This is a genomic window from Bifidobacterium sp. LH_413 (assembly GCF_056357015.1).
The window spans coordinates 223,085-239,726 of record NZ_JBKEVK010000001.1 but is presented as its reverse complement, the minus strand read 5'-3'; the positions used below and the strand labels follow the sequence as shown (position 1 = coordinate 239,726).

At 58.9% G+C, this 16,642-nt stretch carries 16 protein-coding genes and 1 pseudogene; 5 read left to right on the top strand and 12 right to left on the bottom strand.

What is annotated here, in order from left to right; translation table 11 throughout:
* Positions 1-177 precede the first annotated feature (177 nt).
* Positions 178-1,185 (top strand): aggregation-promoting factor C-terminal-like domain-containing protein, encoded by a 1,008-nt coding sequence (locus tag AC1AYN_RS00880; RefSeq protein ID WP_476531511.1) that lies wholly within the window; start codon positions 178-180, stop codon positions 1,183-1,185.
* Between the two features lie 44 nt (positions 1,186-1,229).
* Here AC1AYN_RS00880 and AC1AYN_RS00875 read toward each other — a convergent pair whose 3' ends face one another.
* From AC1AYN_RS00875 to AC1AYN_RS00865, 3 genes are all read right to left on the bottom strand, one after another.
* Positions 1,230-1,712: a S24/S26 family peptidase gene (locus tag AC1AYN_RS00875; RefSeq protein ID WP_476531509.1), complete on the bottom strand. Its 483-nt coding sequence runs from the start codon at positions 1,710-1,712 to the stop codon at positions 1,230-1,232.
* Between the two features lie 5 nt (positions 1,713-1,717).
* Complete coding sequence (locus AC1AYN_RS00870) at positions 1,718-1,984, bottom strand: PqqD family protein (protein ID WP_476502450.1); 267 nt, start codon at positions 1,982-1,984, stop codon at positions 1,718-1,720.
* A 129-nt stretch (positions 1,985-2,113) separates the two neighbouring features.
* A complete protein-coding gene (locus AC1AYN_RS00865; RefSeq protein ID WP_476531507.1) occupies positions 2,114-2,695 on the bottom strand; it encodes a hypothetical protein in 582 nt (193 codons plus the stop codon).
* Positions 2,696-2,987: 292 nt separating this feature from the next.
* On the opposite strand from AC1AYN_RS00865, the gene AC1AYN_RS00860 reads away from it, so the two are divergent.
* On the top strand, positions 2,988-3,278 hold the full coding sequence (locus AC1AYN_RS00860; protein WP_476531505.1) for a hypothetical protein: 291 nt from the start codon (positions 2,988-2,990) through the stop codon (positions 3,276-3,278).
* 24 nt (positions 3,279-3,302) lie between these two features.
* Here the strand turns inward: AC1AYN_RS00860 and AC1AYN_RS00855 are convergent, their stop codons facing one another.
* On the bottom strand, positions 3,303-5,198 hold the full coding sequence (locus AC1AYN_RS00855) for a DUF4012 domain-containing protein (protein ID WP_476531503.1): 1,896 nt from the start codon (positions 5,196-5,198) through the stop codon (positions 3,303-3,305).
* A gap of 87 nt (positions 5,199-5,285) precedes the next feature.
* Between AC1AYN_RS00855 and AC1AYN_RS00850 the strand changes: the two genes are divergently transcribed.
* On the top strand, positions 5,286-5,834 hold the full coding sequence (locus AC1AYN_RS00850) for an arsenate reductase/protein-tyrosine-phosphatase family protein (protein WP_476531501.1): 549 nt from the start codon (positions 5,286-5,288) through the stop codon (positions 5,832-5,834).
* Between the two features lie 118 nt (positions 5,835-5,952).
* Here the strand turns inward: AC1AYN_RS00850 and AC1AYN_RS00845 are convergent, their stop codons facing one another.
* The 3 genes and pseudogenes from AC1AYN_RS00845 to AC1AYN_RS00835 all read right to left on the bottom strand — a co-directional run bounded on the left by AC1AYN_RS00845 (position 5,953) and on the right by AC1AYN_RS00835 (position 9,087).
* Positions 5,953-6,936 (bottom strand): CpsD/CapB family tyrosine-protein kinase, encoded by a 984-nt coding sequence (locus AC1AYN_RS00845; RefSeq protein ID WP_476532290.1) that lies wholly within the window; start codon positions 6,934-6,936, stop codon positions 5,953-5,955.
* A gap of 339 nt (positions 6,937-7,275) precedes the next feature.
* Positions 7,276-7,566: pseudogene (locus AC1AYN_RS00840) on the bottom strand (Wzz/FepE/Etk N-terminal domain-containing protein); the annotation flags it as partial.
* A gap of 216 nt (positions 7,567-7,782) precedes the next feature.
* A complete protein-coding gene (locus AC1AYN_RS00835; RefSeq protein WP_476531499.1) occupies positions 7,783-9,087 on the bottom strand; it encodes a nucleotidyltransferase family protein in 1,305 nt (434 codons plus the stop codon).
* Between the two features lie 102 nt (positions 9,088-9,189).
* Here AC1AYN_RS00835 and AC1AYN_RS00830 point away from each other — a divergent pair, with 102 nt between their 5' ends.
* Positions 9,190-9,624, top strand: a complete 435-nt coding sequence (locus AC1AYN_RS00830) for a hypothetical protein (RefSeq protein WP_476502456.1) — start codon at positions 9,190-9,192, stop codon at positions 9,622-9,624.
* Positions 9,625-9,766: 142 nt separating this feature from the next.
* Here AC1AYN_RS00830 and AC1AYN_RS00825 read toward each other — a convergent pair whose 3' ends face one another.
* The 5 genes from AC1AYN_RS00825 to AC1AYN_RS00805 all read right to left on the bottom strand — a co-directional run bounded on the left by AC1AYN_RS00825 (position 9,767) and on the right by AC1AYN_RS00805 (position 14,901).
* Positions 9,767-11,005: a Fic family protein gene (locus tag AC1AYN_RS00825; RefSeq protein WP_476531497.1), complete on the bottom strand. Its 1,239-nt coding sequence runs from the start codon at positions 11,003-11,005 to the stop codon at positions 9,767-9,769.
* Positions 11,006-11,120: 115 nt separating this feature from the next.
* A complete protein-coding gene (locus AC1AYN_RS00820) occupies positions 11,121-12,302 on the bottom strand; it encodes a hypothetical protein (protein ID WP_476531495.1) in 1,182 nt (393 codons plus the stop codon).
* 168 nt (positions 12,303-12,470) lie between these two features.
* Positions 12,471-13,253, bottom strand: coding sequence for a nucleotidyltransferase family protein (locus AC1AYN_RS00815; protein WP_476531493.1), 783 nt, complete (start codon positions 13,251-13,253; stop codon positions 12,471-12,473).
* Positions 13,250-13,768, bottom strand: a complete 519-nt coding sequence (locus AC1AYN_RS00810) for a nucleotidyltransferase family protein (RefSeq protein WP_476531492.1) — start codon at positions 13,766-13,768, stop codon at positions 13,250-13,252. The genes AC1AYN_RS00815 and AC1AYN_RS00810 overlap by 4 nt, the downstream gene beginning before the upstream one ends.
* 92 nt (positions 13,769-13,860) lie before the next feature.
* Entirely contained in the window at positions 13,861-14,901 is a 1,041-nt protein-coding gene (locus AC1AYN_RS00805; protein ID WP_476531490.1) for an acyltransferase family protein, read from the bottom strand.
* 152 nt (positions 14,902-15,053) lie between these two features.
* Between AC1AYN_RS00805 and AC1AYN_RS00800 the strand changes: the two genes are divergently transcribed.
* Complete coding sequence (locus tag AC1AYN_RS00800; RefSeq protein ID WP_476531488.1) at positions 15,054-16,595, top strand: oligosaccharide flippase family protein; 1,542 nt, start codon at positions 15,054-15,056, stop codon at positions 16,593-16,595.
* Positions 16,596-16,642: the final 47 nt, after the last annotated feature.

Genomic DNA, 16,642 nt, shown 5'->3' with positions numbered 1-16,642 from the left:
GTCTAATTCCCACCACCATCACAATTGGTCATGTTGTCCAATAAAACGCCACGACGCCACCGGCCGTTCACCCGACCACTGTCCAATGTTCGGATTGGACGCTAGACTGGTGGATTAGTGAGCGCCGCGCACGCTGTGCCGACCACCGCGTGGCGCCTCGAATATTTAAGGAGCAATATGGCGAATCATCGCAAGAAGACGCCCACCCTGAAGTCCCTGAGCAAGCGCCAGTGGACGCGTATCGCGGCCATCGTCGCGGCGGTGGGCATGCTTGCGGGTGCCGGCGTCGTGTCCAGGAACTTCTACCAGCAGGCGAACAAGCCCGCCGCCGTCACCGAATTCTCCGCCACGGACAACAACGCGCTCGGCGTGTCCCGTGGAGGCGCACGTGGCGACCTCAACGGCAACACGTCCTATGTGACCGTCAAGATCAACGGCAAGTCGCGCACCGTCCTCGGCGACGATTTCACCGACGTGAAGTCCGTGCTCGAAGCTGGCGACATCGTGCTCGACCCGGATGACACGGTCTCCCCCTCGCTGAACACGAAGGTCACCGAATCCACCGTCATCACCATCGAACGCGCGGGCGCCACGCTGGAGACCAGCGACAGCGACATTGCGTTCAACACGGTGAAGAAGGAGACCGACGCGCTGCCGAAGGGCCAGGAGAAGGTCCAGCAGGAAGGCAAGGTCGGCACGATGGAGACCACAAGCCTCGTCACCCGCGCGGGCGGCAAGATCGTCTCCTCGAACGTGTTCGCCTCCTATGTGAAGGAGGCCCCGACCGACAAGATCGTGCTCGTCGGCACCGGCTCCACCAGCACCGGCTCCTCGTCGAGCTCCGGCGATTCCTCCTCCAACTCGCTCGGCACCACCGTGCCCGCTTCGGAGATGCAGACTTGGGCGCATGACTGGCTGCTGTCGAACGGCTACACCGAGGCCGACTTCACGGCCGCCGTGTACATCATCAACCACGAGTCCGGCTGGAACCCGCACGCCACGAACGCCTCCTCCGGCGCGTACGGCCTGCCGCAGGCCCTGCCCGGCTCGAAGATGGCCTCCGCCGGCTCCGACTGGGCCGACAACTACCAGACCCAGTTCAAGTGGTTCGTGAGCTACTGCAACGGCCGCTACGGCGGCATCACCGGCGCCTACACCTACTGGCAGTCCCACCACAGCTACTGATCGCGCAAGCGCCTTGGCCCCCTCTGACGAGGGGGCCTATTACGTTACGCCTTCTTCCACCCGAGCGCACGCGCCACGCGTCCTGCGCGCCAGCGCAGCGCCTTCCAGCAGTGCCGTAGCGGCCACAGGGCCAGCCACGTGCGCCAATACACGCCATACCAGCGCGACTCGCGAGCTCCATCGCACACCACGTGCCATGCGCCCCTGTAGAACTCCTCCAGCCGCCCGAGCACCTGCTCGTCGCGCACGTGTTCGGTGGTGATGCAGTTGTCGCCGCGAATCGCGTACCAGCCGTCGTGCACGCCGACCACGCGGTGCAGCACGTACCGTCCGCCCGCCCGGTAGAGCGGCACGTCGCCGACGCGCAGCCGCTCACCGGCCGCCAAGGGCCGCACGACGATGGTGTCGCGCCGGTTGCGCAGCATCGGCAGCATGCTCACGCCCACCGTGGTACTCACGAACACGCCCTCGCGCCGCAGTACACCCTCGATGTCCGTATCGACGGCCACGCCCGCCATATCCGTCATCCGCATCACTCGTCGAGGAAGCCGTTGGCGCGCATCTGGTCGACGAACGCATTCACGTCGGCGGTGGCGGTCTCGCGGTCAATTGCGTATTCGCCCGTCACCTTGTCGACGATGCCGGCGACGTCGAGTCCGTCCGCGAGCCCCTGCCAGACGGTCTTGCCGGTCCCGTTCACGCGAATCATGCCCTGGAACGTCTTCGAGGCCTCCCCCGTCGCGATGATGACGGTCTGTCCGGCCACGTCACGCATGACGAATCCTTGTTTGATGCGCATATGATTTGTTCCTTTCGACGCCTGACACCCGTAGTGCAACGCCCTCATTATACGAAAAATCCCCCGCCCCGTGAGGAGCGGAGGATTCTCAATGATTGCGGCGGGCCGCAGCCCGTCCATCTACCCGATTCAGCGGGCGTTGCCCTTGCGCACGGCGAACAGGGCGACGCCGGCGGCGACCATCAGGCCGAGGGCGATGACGTACGGCATGACGACGGTGCCGGTCTGGGCGGTGGTGCGACGGGAGGAGCCGGCGGTACCGGAGACGGCGACGTTCTCGTTGGAGCCGGTGGTGCAGGTGTTCGCGAAGGACACGGTCTTGGTCTGGAGCGTCACATCATCGCCGTCCTGGGCATCCTTGAAGCCGAGCACGGAAATCTTGGCGTCCTTGCAGTTCAGCGTGGCGACCTTGTAGGTCTTGACGAAGTTGGAGCCGTCCTTGGAGAACGTGGACGTGACCTGCTCCCACGGCGTGTGCACGTAGGCGGCGGCGGTCACGGAGGAAATCTGCGTATCGTCGTAGGCGATGGCGACGTACGGGTACTCCTCGGCGGTGGCCTCGTCGATGGCCACGGTGATGGTGGCGACGCCTTCGGAGGTGCCCGGGGTGATGGTCGCGGAGTAGTCGGCGGCCATGGCGGTCGGTGCGAGGGCGAACACGGAGAGCAGCATTGCGGCGAACGCCGCGACGATGGCGGTAATCTTCTTCATCTCTGTTTTCCTTCCAGTGCGCAAATCCCCTTTGCGCATTACATCTTCAAGTCTTCTGTTATCGGATGGGAGATCGTCTCGTTCCTTCTCCCACTGGTTGCCACCCTAGCACGCGGGTTGACAAAACGGTATGGGTTCAGGTTAACAACCGGGTAACATGATGGAAGCGAGCCCCGCAGGCGCGTCAGCACAACGTCTGCACAGGGTTTCCGAATAATGAGATTTTTGATACCGGTTTCAGCCGATGCCGAAACGGAGACCGGAACCACCGATAATTCGGCAAGGAGCATCGATGTCCGACGAAACGAAATCCTCCGCGAATGCGACAAGCCCTACAGGCACCACGACACCCCAGACATCCAGCATCATCGACCTCGAGGCCATCGACGAAAGCGTGCCGCTGACGGCCGTCGAAGCCCCGAAGGAGCACCACCACGGCAAGCGCATGAGCAAGGAGCATATCCAGCGGATCAAGCGCCGTCACCGTCGCGAACGGTTCCTGTTCCGTCTGGACATGATCCTGCTCATCATCGTCTGCCTCGGCGGCGCGGGCACGCTCCTCGCCCTGCAGGCGCTCCAGTAAGCGGCCCCGCGCCGGCAGACGCCGCTACTTCACCAGCGGCGTCTGCCGCACCACGGTCTGGCCCGGAACCGACCCCGGCGCGGTGACCACGGTCGCCGTGATCGTGGTGCTCTCCCCCGGCGCGAGGCTCACCTGCTTGCCGATCACGGTGAGCCCGTCGTGCAGCGCGTAGACGTCGCCCTTGGCCTTGTCGGAACCGGCCGCATAGGACGGGATGCCGCCGCCGGCCGGCGCGTACAGGTAGGTGATGAACTGGATGTGCCCCTTCTCGGCGCCATTCTCCAGCGAGCCGATCACGTAGGAGGGCAGCGAATCCACCTGCGAGGCGTCGAGCGTGTTGGTCATCGTGATTGTGATCTCATGCTCCTCGCTGCCGTCCTCGTAGGTCTTCACGAGCTTGTCCTTCACGTCGCGGCGGAGATACCAGTCCATCTTCGAGGCCATCGCGTCGTTGTAGTACACGCCGATCACCTGTTTCGGCGCCGCGCCCTCGATGCCGAGGTACGAACCGGAGTCCTTGGTGACGAGCGTGCCGCCCACCGTGGTCCCGGCGAGCAGCTTCTGTTCGTCCTTGTCCGCGCTCCACACGTACAGATGCCCGTCGCTCGCCGCCGTGACGGCCTGCTTGGCGAGGGCGAGGGCGTTCGTACCGGACGAGTGCATCACCTTGTCGAACGCGGCCTTGGCGGCGTCGGAGAAGAACACGTCCTGGTCGGCGTTGTCGGGCAGGTCACGGTAGACGTCATTCAGAAGGGTGGACACGGTGTGCGTCCCGTCAAGCGTGGCCTTGTAGTCGCCATGCGAGACCTCCACCGAGCCGGTGACGGAGAGCAGCTTCTGCAGGAGCACCGGGTCTACGGCGATGACGCCGTCCACCTGGTCGCCGTACTTGTCCGTCCACATGGCGGCCGAGAGTTCGCCCACGCGCGCGAAGTCGGGGGTGAAGTTCACGTCCTGCATGAATTCGCCGAGACGGTCGCCGTAGATCTTCTTCTCGTCGTCGGTGAGGCTCGCGATCGGGTCGTCACGCGAATCGAATTCGGAGGCGGGCACGAAGTCATGCATCGTGATGGTGCCGTCATGCACGGTCACGAGGCCCAACGAGCCTGCGATGCCGCCGGTGGCGCGGATCTCCGCGTTGTTCTGGGCGAGAATCAGATAGTTGTGCGAGCCGCCATCGCCGGAACCGGAGCCGGAGCCCAGCATGCCGGACAGGACCTGCGCGCCGCGAGCCAGGGAATCACTGATCTTCGCGAACGAGAGGAACGACTCGCGCGCCGGGTCCAGCTGGCGCTGCAGCGCGCCTAGCGTCACGCCGTCGATGGACTGGAGCTCGCTGTTCGCTTTGAGCATGTAGCCGTTCGCCTTGGCGAGCTTCGGCGCGGCCGTGCCGAGTCCGGGCACGCTGATCTTGCCGTCGGCCACGCTGATCGTGTCCGGGTTCATGTCGTCCGCCGCATCGGCGAGGAGCGGCAGCGCGTCGTCGGCGACGGTGTGCAGCGCGTCCACGGTGGAGCGGATGGCCTGGACGTCGCCGCCGTACCGCGGCAGGTGTGCCATCATCGCCCAGATCGGGTTCGACGTGTGCGCGTAGGCGGCGTCCACGTGCCGTTGCAGTCCGTCGACGGCGCCGTCGAGCTTCGACGCAGCGCCGTCCTCGGCGATGTTCAGGCCGCGCACGTCGGACACGCTGGCGGCGGCCGACTTCACTTCCTTGGCGACGATGGCCGCGGAGACGGCGAAATACGCGCCGACGAGAATGATCGCGGACAGCACCACCGCCACGACGACGAGCAGTGTGTCACGCAGGATGCGCTTCTCGCGGTGCTTCAGATAGCGGGGATTATGGTGTTCGGCGTCGCGCGCCTCATCGTCGCGCCCATGCTCCGGGTCGATGCTCAGTTCGTCGATTTCAGTCACAACGCCACTGTATCGTGAGGCTCACCCGTGGCGGGTACGTACTCATTGCCACGGCATTGTCCCGACTACGCTCCTACGATGGATTCCATGCGTATTCTGTTCGTCTGCACCGGCAATGTCTCGCGTTCGGCGATGGCCGAACTGCTCGCGCCGCATTTCCTCACCGACCCTTCGCTCGAGTTCGCATCGGCCGGCACGCGTGGTCTGCACGATCACGTGTTGTCGCGTGACGCGGCCGACCTGATGCGTCGCGACCATATCGACGAGGATCGAATCGCCGCGTTCCGTTCCCGCCGCATCTCGCCGCAGATCGCGGGTGCTGCCGACCTGATCCTGTGCTTCGAGGAGCGCCAACGCGGCGACATCGCGCTGGAGGCGCCGGTGAAGGCGCGCCGCACGTTCCTGATCACCGATTTCGCGAACCTGTGCGAGGCGGCCCGGAAAGAGGGCTGGATCGAGGGCGACACGTTCGAGGAGCGCGTCGATTCAGTGGTCTCCAACGCGGGCCTGCTGCGCCCGCAGCTGCCGAAGGCCGGCGATGTCGCCGATCCGCAGGGGCAGGGCCTTGCGGCGTTCGTGGAGGCGCACAACATGATCGTGCGCCTGTTGAAGCGTATCGCCGCCGCGTTGGACTGATATCATCCGGCCATCTCACGCGGCCGTGCGATTCAAATATCAATATGACTGAGGGGTTGGAATCCTGATTTGGATTCCAACCCCTCAGTCGTTATCAGCCTTTATCGGCTCGAACCGCTCACTTGCGCTTCGGCTGGCGCGCCTGCCTGTCGTGGCCCTGCTTGTCGGCCGAGGCGGCGGGCTTGGCTTCCGGCTGCTGGTCGGCGAGCGGCTCGGACAGCGGCTGCACGAGAATCGGCTTGGATTCGGCCGATTCCTTCTTGCCCTTCCTGTGCTTCCGGCCCTTCTTCCCGTCGTCGCCGTAGCCGTAGCCGTACTGGCCGTAGCGGTAGTAGGAGCCGTAGTAGTAGTACGTGCCGTAGCCGCCGTTCTTCTTGCGGTCGGCGAGGTTGAAGACGAAGCCGAGGATCGGCACGTCGAGCTCGCCGAGCTCGGTGATGGTGCCTCGCAGGGCGCGCTTGACGGCGACGCCCTTGCCGGAGACGAGCACGACGCCGTTGCCCTGCTGGCCGAACACGGCGGCGTCGTTGGCGACGCTCATCGGCGAGGTGTCGATGATCACGTAATCGTACTGCTGCACGGCCTGCTTGATGAGGTTGTGCATGATGACGGAGTTGAGCAGCACGGAGGCGTTCTGGATACGCGGGCCGGCGGGCAGGACGTGCAGGTTCGGCTTCCAGTAGCGCTGCACCACGTCCTTGACGGTCGCCTGGTTGGAGAGCACGTGCGCAAGGCCCACGTTGCCTTCGAGGCCGAGTCGCTTGGCGACGGTCGGACGGCGCAGGTCGGCGTCGATGAGCAGCACGGCGGCTCCGTTCTCGGCGAGCGTGGCGGCGAGGTTGCAGGAGACGGTCGTCTTGCCTTCGGCCGGCATCGACGAGGTGACGACGATGAGGCGGCCTTTGTCGCCATCCTTGGACGTGGTGAACGAGAGGTTGGTGCGGATGCGACGGAATTCCTCGGCGATTGCGCCGTCAGGCTTGGTCACAACGATCGGCTTGGTATCGTCGAGAGAATCATCCTTCGGGATGACGCCGACGATGGTCGCGTTCTGCGCGACGGCCTGAAGATCGGCGATGTCCTGGATGCGGCGGGAGAGCATATCACGCAGTACGGCACCGATAAACGCAAAAATAAGTCCCAATGCCGCACCGGCCGCAAGATTTCGTTTGGTATTCGGGGAACTCGGCGTACCCGGTACACTGGCGCGTTGAACGACCGACAATTTGACGATGGATCGGTCACCGGAGGAATACAATTCGGAAGCGACCACCTCGGACAAAGACTTGGCCACGCCATTAGCCAAGTCAGCGGACTGCTTAGGATCAGCACTGACGACAGACACGTTCAGCATGTAGGTATTCTCCGGATTCTCAGCCGAGACCATGCCCGACAGGCTCCCCGTAGTCAGCGAATCATCATGCTGCGCCTTTACAACTGGTTCCAGTACCGCACTGGTTTTCACCAAGTTCGGATAGCTCTTGAGCTGGTTCGCGATATACGTACCGGCCACGCTCTGCGTACCCACCTGGGTATAGTTGCTGACCGTCGACCCCTCGACCGACTCACTGTCGCTCATCGCGTTATAGCTTGCAAACAACTGTGCGGTCGCGGTATACATTTTTGTCTGTGTGAAGGTGTATCCAGCCATAGCTGCAAACACCACGACGAACATGACGACCGCTGTGAACCAGTGCTTACGAATCACCAAAAGCAAGTCAAGGACGGTCATACCGGAATTCTGAGTCGCATTCCCACGACCGGTAGTATCTTCCGACCCCATACGAGGGTCCGCCCCGGCCACTTTATTCTGTTCGAGGGTATCCGATGTCACGGTCTCTCCTACTTCTCTTCCAGAGGACTGCTCAGACCGCGAATCACGCGGACTGGCATCACATTCATATGGACCTTGCTTGGCAGTATAGCCACAGGCCACAACCGCACCCGTCTAACGCCGCCTCCATACCAACATCAGCTCACGCCACAGGTCAGACGGTTTCCGTAGCGACCTGAACAGACGGGCGAATCTCACGCCAAGCCGTGCAAGCCGGTTGTCGGGCAAATCGGGATAGCGATCCCGTATCCACGCCGCCGGAGGAAACAGTCGATTCCTTATATACCGCCAAGACGTCATCCCAGCCTGATGATTCTCGAAGAACGCCTCCGCCGCATCGGACGAATGATGCTCCATACGCCGGTCGACGAAGCGTTCCACGGATCCATAGGTGCCACTGACGAGAATCTCCTCGAACAAGGCTGTAATCCGTTCATCGGCACGGGAACGCCAATCATGCGGCGACGTGAACAACAGCTCGGACAGACCGCGGACAGCCTGCTCGAAACGGCTTAGTCCGAGCTGCTTCAGTTTATCGAGAACCCGTTCTGATTGAATCATATCGGGAAACTTCGTCAGATACAGATGTTCATCGGCCAGGAACCGGAGTCCGAAGCCACCTGCACGATAATGCTTGGCCATATGATGGACATGGAATATGTACTCCTCCTCGCTGGTCATGCGGAACTCGCAAGGAGGTTTCTCCATTGGTTCTGCAAGACGCCATGGATTCGAGTAATACTCCGTTTCCCGACTCGATACTCGCTCTTCAATCTCGTCCGCCACGGACATCAGCTTCGGATGCAGCTCGAAATGCAGCGGCGCTTTGCCGAAAGACAATTCCCGCCTGCCCACGGTCAATTCCTTGTAACCATGCGCGGCCATGATGGAACGCGACTTTGCATTGGCCTCCTTGCTTCGCTGCCGACGCTCGCTTTCATCGCTGCCACTATTATTCCACTTGCCTTTGCCGTCACGATCGACGAATCCGATAACGAGATCCTGATCGCTCATCGATCGCATGCCCGGCCGGGGATAATATCCGGCGACCAGAATTCCCTTCAATGGCATCCAAGACAATCCCGCCTCACGGAAATCGGCGAGAATCGTCTCCCGCTCCATGTCATAGCTCACCTGCTGGAATAACGTCATATCTGCATCATGCTTCCATTGCGAAGATAACGATGCAGGCATGTCCTTCAATACCCCTTCAGGTAGCGCGGGAAAAATCATCGATTGGATTGAGTGGTTGGCAGCGAGCCTGTATACCTGTTCCCAGGAAATATCTTCGGGCTTGGCATCCCCCTGTTCCGCATGCAGTGCCGCTGCCATAAGATCGATTAGGTAATCTGCGACAAGATTCAGCCGTGGATTCATCTGTTTGCTCTGCCCGCTATGCATTTCCTCTGTACTACTCATCGTCAATACCTATCGTCGTACCATCCGGGTTTTTAAAATGCTATTGTTACAATAGTCGTTGATAATCAAAATATATTCCTATCGCGTCTAAGGAGTTACATCATGGCATCCGTTCTTCAGGGATTCGAGGAAGTCCAGCTGGTCAAGCCGGTCGGCAAGATCACGATGACCGTCACCGCCAACGCGGTGCGCTTCAACAAGGCCACCGCCCAGGTGCTCGGCTTCCCCGCGCACGTCAAGGTGCTCGTCAACGAGAAGACGAAGCAGGTGGCGATCGTCCCCACCACCGCCAAGGCGGACAACGCGGTGAAGTTCAGCAAGCCAGAAGGCAAGCAGACCGCGTCCGTGAACGTGAAGGACAAGGCCCCGCTCGCCGCGGTCTCCGCGTTCTTCGAACTGCCCGAGGCCCCGGAGGGCGAGGTCGCCTACCAGCAGGTCGTCGGCGAGTTCTACCCGAACGACAAGGCCGCCGTCTTCGACGCCGCCAAGGCCGTCGCCGGCACGATGAAGCGCCGCGGCCGCAAAAAGGCCGCCTGATCCTACGCCTTTGCTCCCCCTTCAGGGGGAGCCGTCAGGCGACAGCCTGACTGAGGGGGGTCATCCTGCCGCCCTTTTTTGCTCCCCCTTCAGGGGGGGGGAGCTGTCAGGCGACAGCCTGACTGAGGGGGTTTGCCGAAACTCACCCCAGCAAAACATCACGCATATTCCCCACCAGCGAATACTTCGCCGGCCGTACTCCCTCATGGGATATGGCTCCGGCCTTTTCAAGGCCTTCGACCGCTTGGGCGACACGTTTGCGCCCCAGCCCGAGATCCTCACCCAGCCGCGTTCTCGTACTGACATGCGGCGCGACGCCGAATAATTCCTCCTGCACGAGAACGGCCACGACGGCCGCCTCGTCTTCCGACCATCCGTTGTTCTTCCGCGTGGTTTCAAGATTGGCGAGCGCATGCGCGAGACGGCTTCGTTTTTCGGACAGATCGTCGATGATGCGCGTCTGCGCATCGGCCACGAATTTCATCATCCGATATGCGAACAGACTCCCGTCCATGCAGTTCAACGGATGCTGCGCGTCCTCGAACGCCTTGTAGTAGCGGTCCTTCCCGTCGGAGATGACCGGGCTGAGACTGATCGCGGTGGGCACGCTCAGATGCTGTCGCAGTTGAAGCGCGAACAGGAACCTGCCGGTACGCCCGTTGCCGTCGTAGAACGGATGGATGTATTCGAACGCGAAATGGCACATCGCTGATCGAATCAACGGAGGCACGTCACGGTTGCGGGTAAGCGTAAGCCATTGGGTGAGCAGTACCTTGATCTCGGATTCCGGGGTGACGCCCGTATGGATGCGTCTTCCGGTCGCCTGATCATCGATGTAGACCGGTCCTTCGCGGAACAGTTCACCATCCGGCTTGTCCTCGTCATCAAGCTCGCCTGCGGTGACTCTGTCATAGATGTCCCGGATATCCTGAAGGGTTCCGGGCATGGCGTAGCGTTCAGGATCGTCGTCGCTCAGTGCGAGGAATAGTTTCGCGAATTCAGTGAACCGTTTGTGGGGTTCGTCCCCGGCCGCGGCTTCCAGTGCCTCACTGATCTCCCTGCGCGTGGAACGCACGCCTTCGATGCTGTTGGTGCTCTGCATCTCGGCGCCGATAAGGTCGAACAGGTAGGCGCGGCGCGCGATGGGCGGCAGCATATTCCATAATGCCGCCACATCGTTTTCACGTTCGCGGACGTCATCGGCGATGGTGGCGAGTTCACGGAAGTTCATGACGAACAGTTCATGCCCACGCAGCGTGATTCCCGAACGGAACGTGCTCCACCCTTCGAGACGCCGCAGGTACTCCTGCTCGGCAAGGTCATCGGGACGTTCTCCCGACCGGCTCATGTGCACCGTCTGCCGAATGCTCTTGTATTCCATGCTATTGTTCCAATCCGCCGAAAAGAACATTTATACAGACAGTAAACCATGTGCTATTGTCCCAAAACCGCGTTTTGGGACAATAGCACTCCGGAATCCGCGTCGGAAACACCGTCTATTGTCCCAACGGGACATTACGGATGAGTCGGGTTCTCTTCTCCATCGTCTTGCAGATCGCGTCGATGACGGCTGGCGATAGTCTCGCGTTCGTGACGAGCTGGTCACGGATGAGGTCCGGCACCGTGCCTAGCGCGCTCAAATCGTATCTATCCCAATTGCGAATCGATTCCAGTTGCCGGTATGCGTTGGGCTTGTCACCCCAATCGTCGATCCAGAATGGTTTCGCGACGTAGTCGTCGTTCGTCATCGCCTCCGGTTCCATGCCGTTCCAGAGGCTGTCGCCGCTGTCGAAGATGGGAGCCGGCCGTATCGCAAACGTCTCGACGTCGCGGATGAGGCCGAAATTGTTGTAGTGCCGATCGGTGTTGCGCAACAGAAAATCGAGAAACAGGAAGTCATCGGTGGCGTGTTCTTCGATCTCACGCGATATCCCGAGTCGTTCGCATGCGTCGAGCCAGATGGTCTTCCGTTCGTCGTTGCGTCCTTCGCGGAAGATACTCCTGATCTGTCCGCCGGCGATCAGCTCCTCACTGTCGGAGAGCATTTCGTCGCAGACTGACACGCGTCTGCCTTCCGCGCGTCCGACACGATATTCGATGTGGTCGATGCCCAACAGCGACGACACCTCGTATGCGATGCGCTCGTTGTCCGGCTCCTGCCCGGTACGCCCAGCCTTGACCAGCTGCCTAACACCGCCGTCGCCGATGATCCATCGTTTCGGCAGGTCGCCGGCGCTGGTGATGTCCGGCGTGTTCACGTCGCCGATGCGCGACGAATGACCAAGGAACAGGGCTTTGCCGAGCTGTTCGTCGAAATCGTTGTGGAAGAAGTTCACGTCCGACCATGCGAGATCGTCGCGTCCGGCGGGACGTACCCAGTATTGGTCGGACAGGCTCAGTCCCATCGAACGGTCCAGCATGTCACCCGTGGGCTCGATGCCGCCGACGGCCAGCAGGGAGCGAAGACCGTCACGCGTCACGGGAATGCCGCGCCCGCGCCACCACGAGGTAATCGATTCACCGTCCGGTTCCGGCTTGCCGTCGACGTACATGCCCAAGGGAATACGCCGTTCGTCGAACACCTTCACCGCGCGCAACGCGTAGCCGCCGGTCTCGAAATACTCGTATTCCAGGACCGGATGGTCGCGGCACATCAGCACCCGATACCTGTCCGCCATGTCGCGCCTCCATTCATCACAAATATGGTCTTATCCTAACGAAATGATATGGGAGTCCATCCGGAGTACCGCCGCTTCATTGCGCTGCAGGCCTCCTGGCCTCGAATAGATACTATGCAACGCACATGCAGAGACGCTCGTATTTCATAAATTTCCGCTATTTATGCGTCAACGTCTTCTCCACAGCGCACGCATCTCATCCCACATATGCCGTGGGTGCATGCGTATGCCGGCCAAGGCCCTGTAGAACAACAAAGCGAACCGTGTAAGACGGTTGCGTGACCATCGGGGATAATATGTCTCAACCCAATCCCGTGGCGGGAACATCCTTTCCCACGCATAGCGCCATACCGACCGCTTTCTTGATGAATCTGCCGTAAGCATCAAGGGACCTTCACCGGTCCGTGAATCATCATTCACCAGTCTTCTTGCCACCGCATGCTCCAATGAACCATAGGTTCCACCTGACAGCACATCGTCCAACAACGATGCCAGCCCATCGTCAAGCCGGCAGCGCCAATCCTCCGGATGGTCGATCAACGTCAACGACAATTCACGTACCGCCTGTTCGAAATGGTCCAGACGCAACATCTCCAAGAGGTTTCGCACTGATTCCGACTGAACGATTTCAGGGTATTTCATGCAATACAGGTATTCGTCCGCAAGAAACCTCAGACCGAACCCAGAGGCACGGTAGTGCTTCGACATGTGATCAATATGGAATACGTATTCATCCTCGTAGCTGAAACGGAACTCACCGGGAATTCCGTCGACCGGTGATGCGAGACCCCAAGGATTAGCATAGTATTCCATTTCCGTCGTGTAGGCGCGTCTGTTCGACACTTCGGCGGCGGATACGAGTGATTTATGGAATTCAAAGTGTAACGGGGCTTTCGCGAAGGAATGTTCCCTCCCCACGTCACGCAATTCCTCATAACCATGATTCTTCATAATCGCATTCTGCACATCGCTTGCCCGGCGCGACCATAGCCGTTGCTCCTGAGCCGTTCCCCCCTCGCCCTGTATCGTCCGCAATTGTCTTTTTCGACAAAGGCGACCAACAAATCTTGGTCGCCCATGGAGCGCATGCCGGGGTGCGGATAGTACGTGGCGACGATGATGCCTTTAAGCGCCATCCACGATAGACCAGCTTCGGCTAAATCGGCGATAATCATCTCACGATCAATGTCATAGCTCACCTGCTGGAACAACGTCATGTCGGCATCCCGCCGCCAATGCGAGAGAATCTCCGACGGCATGCTGTTCAAATCATCAGATGAAAGTGCGGCAAATGTCAATGCCTGAATCGCATGAACCGACACCACACGATAGACATCACCCCATGTGACGTCCTCCGGCTTGTTCGGCGCTTTGCGCCCTCGTAACGCCGCCGACATCAGGGAGACGACATGGTCGACGACCCCCTCAGGCCAACTCCGCATATTCGATGTTGACGTTTCGCTCATCTCCTCAGTCTATCGTCCAACGACGGACGAGGGCCACCAAGAAACCCCACGCTGTTGTCTCCTTCCCCTCTACTGGAACTTCGGACTCCCAGCTACTCGCCCATCATGAATCCAAGGTGGGCTTTCCTTAACACAACGGAAAGCGCATCGGACACCACGAATGCCCCGAAGAATACCAGAATGGTGAACAGCAAAGGATTGACCGGGCGGTGTTCGAACAGTTTGAAAGCCAAGTATATGATTTCAACATGAATGAAAAAGATGCCGTATGCGTTCTTCCTAATGTTTCGCAACAACCATGAATCAAACACCACGGCATGCGATTGGATGCACCATGCCAAAGCCATCATGGCTGCAATCCCGCCAAAGGCACCAGTGAGCATAAACACATTCAAAGCAATGACTCGATAATGCATCACATAAGACCCGCTCAGAATAACAAAACCGACCATTCCCATCCAAAATATAAGTCTTTTATCAAAAAGATAATTTGATAGATAATGGTTAACATATACGCCTGCCATGAAAAAGATAAAGTATTTGCATATATTGGCAAGCTGCAGCGTATATCCGACATAAGGCGAAACGAAGAACAGTAAAACCCCTATAATCAATATAGACGTCGATATCATGCCGTCATAATGCAAGATAACAGGTCTGATGACCATTACAATCACAAACAGCATGAACAATGTGAAGATGAACCATAGATGACGTCCATCCTGAGCCAAGATAATTGATTTCAAAACGTAATGAAGGTAAGAGGAATAAGCAAATCCAAGCCCTACCATGAGAGGGCTGACAACCAGCAGCCCCCACAGATAATACGGTATGAGCAGTCGTTTTGCCTTGTTGACCAGAAACCGGAAATTATCCTTGTATTTCCCTCGATCGATACAAATCCCATACACGCATCCAGACACGAAGATGAACAACGGCATGTGGAACATATATATGTACTCCGTCAACATCGACAAAGAATGTGACGGCCGCAATGGCACGGTAACCCCCTCTCCCGTATACCATCTGGTCACATGCGCCAAGACAACAAGCACAATGGCCACGGCCTTCCCGGCGTCATAGGCTCTGGACCACCCCTCCGCCAGCGTTTTGTCGAGCTGTCCCTCTTCCACTTCATCCCCCCCAGATGTCGCTTCATCCTACGGTAAGGCTATGCTTACACGCGGACAGCAGACAACGGTTCCATGCAATACGCATTCAGCGGATTCGTGCATCAGGGAACCGTCCTGCACTTTCTTAAAGCTCATTCGTTAGAGGTATAACAATGGCTAAAGCCACAAAAAGACAGCTCGCAATCAATATGATTGCCAATTTGGTCGCGTTCTGCGTCCAATTCGGCGTCAACTTCTTCCTCACCCCTTATATCGTCAAGCAACTTGGCAGCGAAGCGTACGGCTTCGTAACACTATCCTTCAATATCGCTGGTTTTGCCAGCATCATCACGGCGGCATTCGATTCGATGGTTGCGCGTTTCGTTCTCATGGAGGACGCAAAGGGCAATGACGACGTCGCCACCAAGTACTTCAATTCCGCCTTGGTCACCGATACCGTGCTGGCAATCGTGTTGTCCGTACCTTTCGGCGTCATCGTCGTTTTCGCCTCCGATTTCCTAAGCATTCCCACACGTCTGATCGTCGATGTACAGCTGGCCTTCGCCTTCGCGTTCCTGGGTACTCTAATCAATCTCATCTTCGCGTCTTTCGGCTGCACCTATTATGTCAAGAACCGTCTCGATCTTGAAGCGCGACGCAACATTGAGGGCAACATCATCCGTGCCGCTGCCCTTATCGCCCTGTTCGTCCTACTGCCGGCGAAAATCTACTTCATCACAGGAACTGTGTTGATCGTCACGATATACAACTGCGCGGCGAACTTGTATTACAAGCATAAGTTGATGCCGGAGATTCCAATCAATCCGCACAATTTCCGGTTTGCCTCGGTGAAGAAGCTGCTATCGTCCGGAATCTGGAATTCCGTCAACAGCTTGAGCACGACGCTGCTGAACACCCTCGATATTCTCATCACCAATCTATTCCTCGGAGCGGCCTTCAGTGGTATCTACGCGCTCGTCAAGACCGTCCCCAACTTCCTGAACCAGCTCATCGCCATTCTGGTGAAGGTGTTCGTACCGAACATCAACATCCTCTACGCCCAGGGCAAGAAAGACGAACTGCTTCGCGAGGTGTTGTTTTCCGTTCGCGTCATGGGCTTCCTCGTCACCGTGCCTATCGGCTTCCTGATGGTGTTCGGCGGGGTGTTCTATGAAGCGTGGGTACCCACGCAAGACAACCATCTTCTGCAGTCATTGTCGCTCTTGACGCTGTTCCCACTCATCGCATCTGGTATCATCACTGTAATCGTCAATGTCTACATCACCACGAACAAGCTTCGCGTCCCCGCCTTGGTACTTCTCGGTGTCGGCATTATCAACCTCACGCTCGTGGTGACACTCCTCAAATTCACCAATCTGGGCATATGGACGGTCCCCATCGTGGGCATGATCACACAGCTGACCTACTACGTCGGTTTCCAGCCCATCTATGCCGCGCGATGCCTGAATCTCCCGTGGTACACGTTCTACAAGACCATCGGATTGGGAGCTATGTGCACCGTCACCATGGTCGCAGCCTGCCTACTGTATCAGATGGCTGTCGATGTCCACGGCTGGATTGCGATGATCATCGCCGGCATTGTATGCTCAATCATCGCGATGACGATCAACATGCTTATCGTGTTCAACAAAGAGGAACGAAAGTCGTTGTTGTCCAAGCTGCCATTCCTCCACATGAAATCGCAAAAAGCATAGAACATCTACAATCATGTTGAAGGAACTTCATATCGAATCGCTCGGCG

What these genes read in the sequence shown, in the direction of transcription:
- AC1AYN_RS00820 (WP_476531495.1), bottom strand. Translation starts at nt 12,302, where the DNA reads ATGGCGGACAGGTATCGGGTGCTGATGTGCCGCGACCATCCGGTCCTG.
- AC1AYN_RS00835 (WP_476531499.1), bottom strand. Translation starts at nt 9,087, where the DNA reads ATGAGTAGTACAGAGGAAATGCATAGCGGGCAGAGCAAACAGATGAAT.
- AC1AYN_RS00810 (WP_476531492.1), bottom strand. Translation starts at nt 13,768, where the DNA reads ATGAGCGAAACGTCAACATCGAATATGCGGAGTTGGCCTGAGGGGGTC.
- AC1AYN_RS00850 (WP_476531501.1), top strand. Translation starts at nt 5,286, where the DNA reads ATGCGTATTCTGTTCGTCTGCACCGGCAATGTCTCGCGTTCGGCGATG.
- AC1AYN_RS00845 (WP_476532290.1), bottom strand. Translation starts at nt 6,936, where the DNA reads ATGCTCTCCCGCCGCATCCAGGACATCGCCGATCTTCAGGCCGTCGCG.
- AC1AYN_RS00865 (WP_476531507.1), bottom strand. Translation starts at nt 2,695, where the DNA reads ATGAAGAAGATTACCGCCATCGTCGCGGCGTTCGCCGCAATGCTGCTC.
- AC1AYN_RS00875 (WP_476531509.1), bottom strand. Translation starts at nt 1,712, where the DNA reads ATGACGGATATGGCGGGCGTGGCCGTCGATACGGACATCGAGGGTGTA.
- AC1AYN_RS00880 (WP_476531511.1), top strand. Translation starts at nt 178, where the DNA reads ATGGCGAATCATCGCAAGAAGACGCCCACCCTGAAGTCCCTGAGCAAG.
- AC1AYN_RS00830 (WP_476502456.1), top strand. Translation starts at nt 9,190, where the DNA reads ATGGCATCCGTTCTTCAGGGATTCGAGGAAGTCCAGCTGGTCAAGCCG.
- AC1AYN_RS00870 (WP_476502450.1), bottom strand. Translation starts at nt 1,984, where the DNA reads ATGCGCATCAAACAAGGATTCGTCATGCGTGACGTGGCCGGACAGACC.
- AC1AYN_RS00860 (WP_476531505.1), top strand. Translation starts at nt 2,988, where the DNA reads ATGTCCGACGAAACGAAATCCTCCGCGAATGCGACAAGCCCTACAGGC.
- AC1AYN_RS00815 (WP_476531493.1), bottom strand. Translation starts at nt 13,253, where the DNA reads ATGAAGAATCATGGTTATGAGGAATTGCGTGACGTGGGGAGGGAACAT.
- AC1AYN_RS00825 (WP_476531497.1), bottom strand. Translation starts at nt 11,005, where the DNA reads ATGGAATACAAGAGCATTCGGCAGACGGTGCACATGAGCCGGTCGGGA.
- AC1AYN_RS00800 (WP_476531488.1), top strand. Translation starts at nt 15,054, where the DNA reads ATGGCTAAAGCCACAAAAAGACAGCTCGCAATCAATATGATTGCCAAT.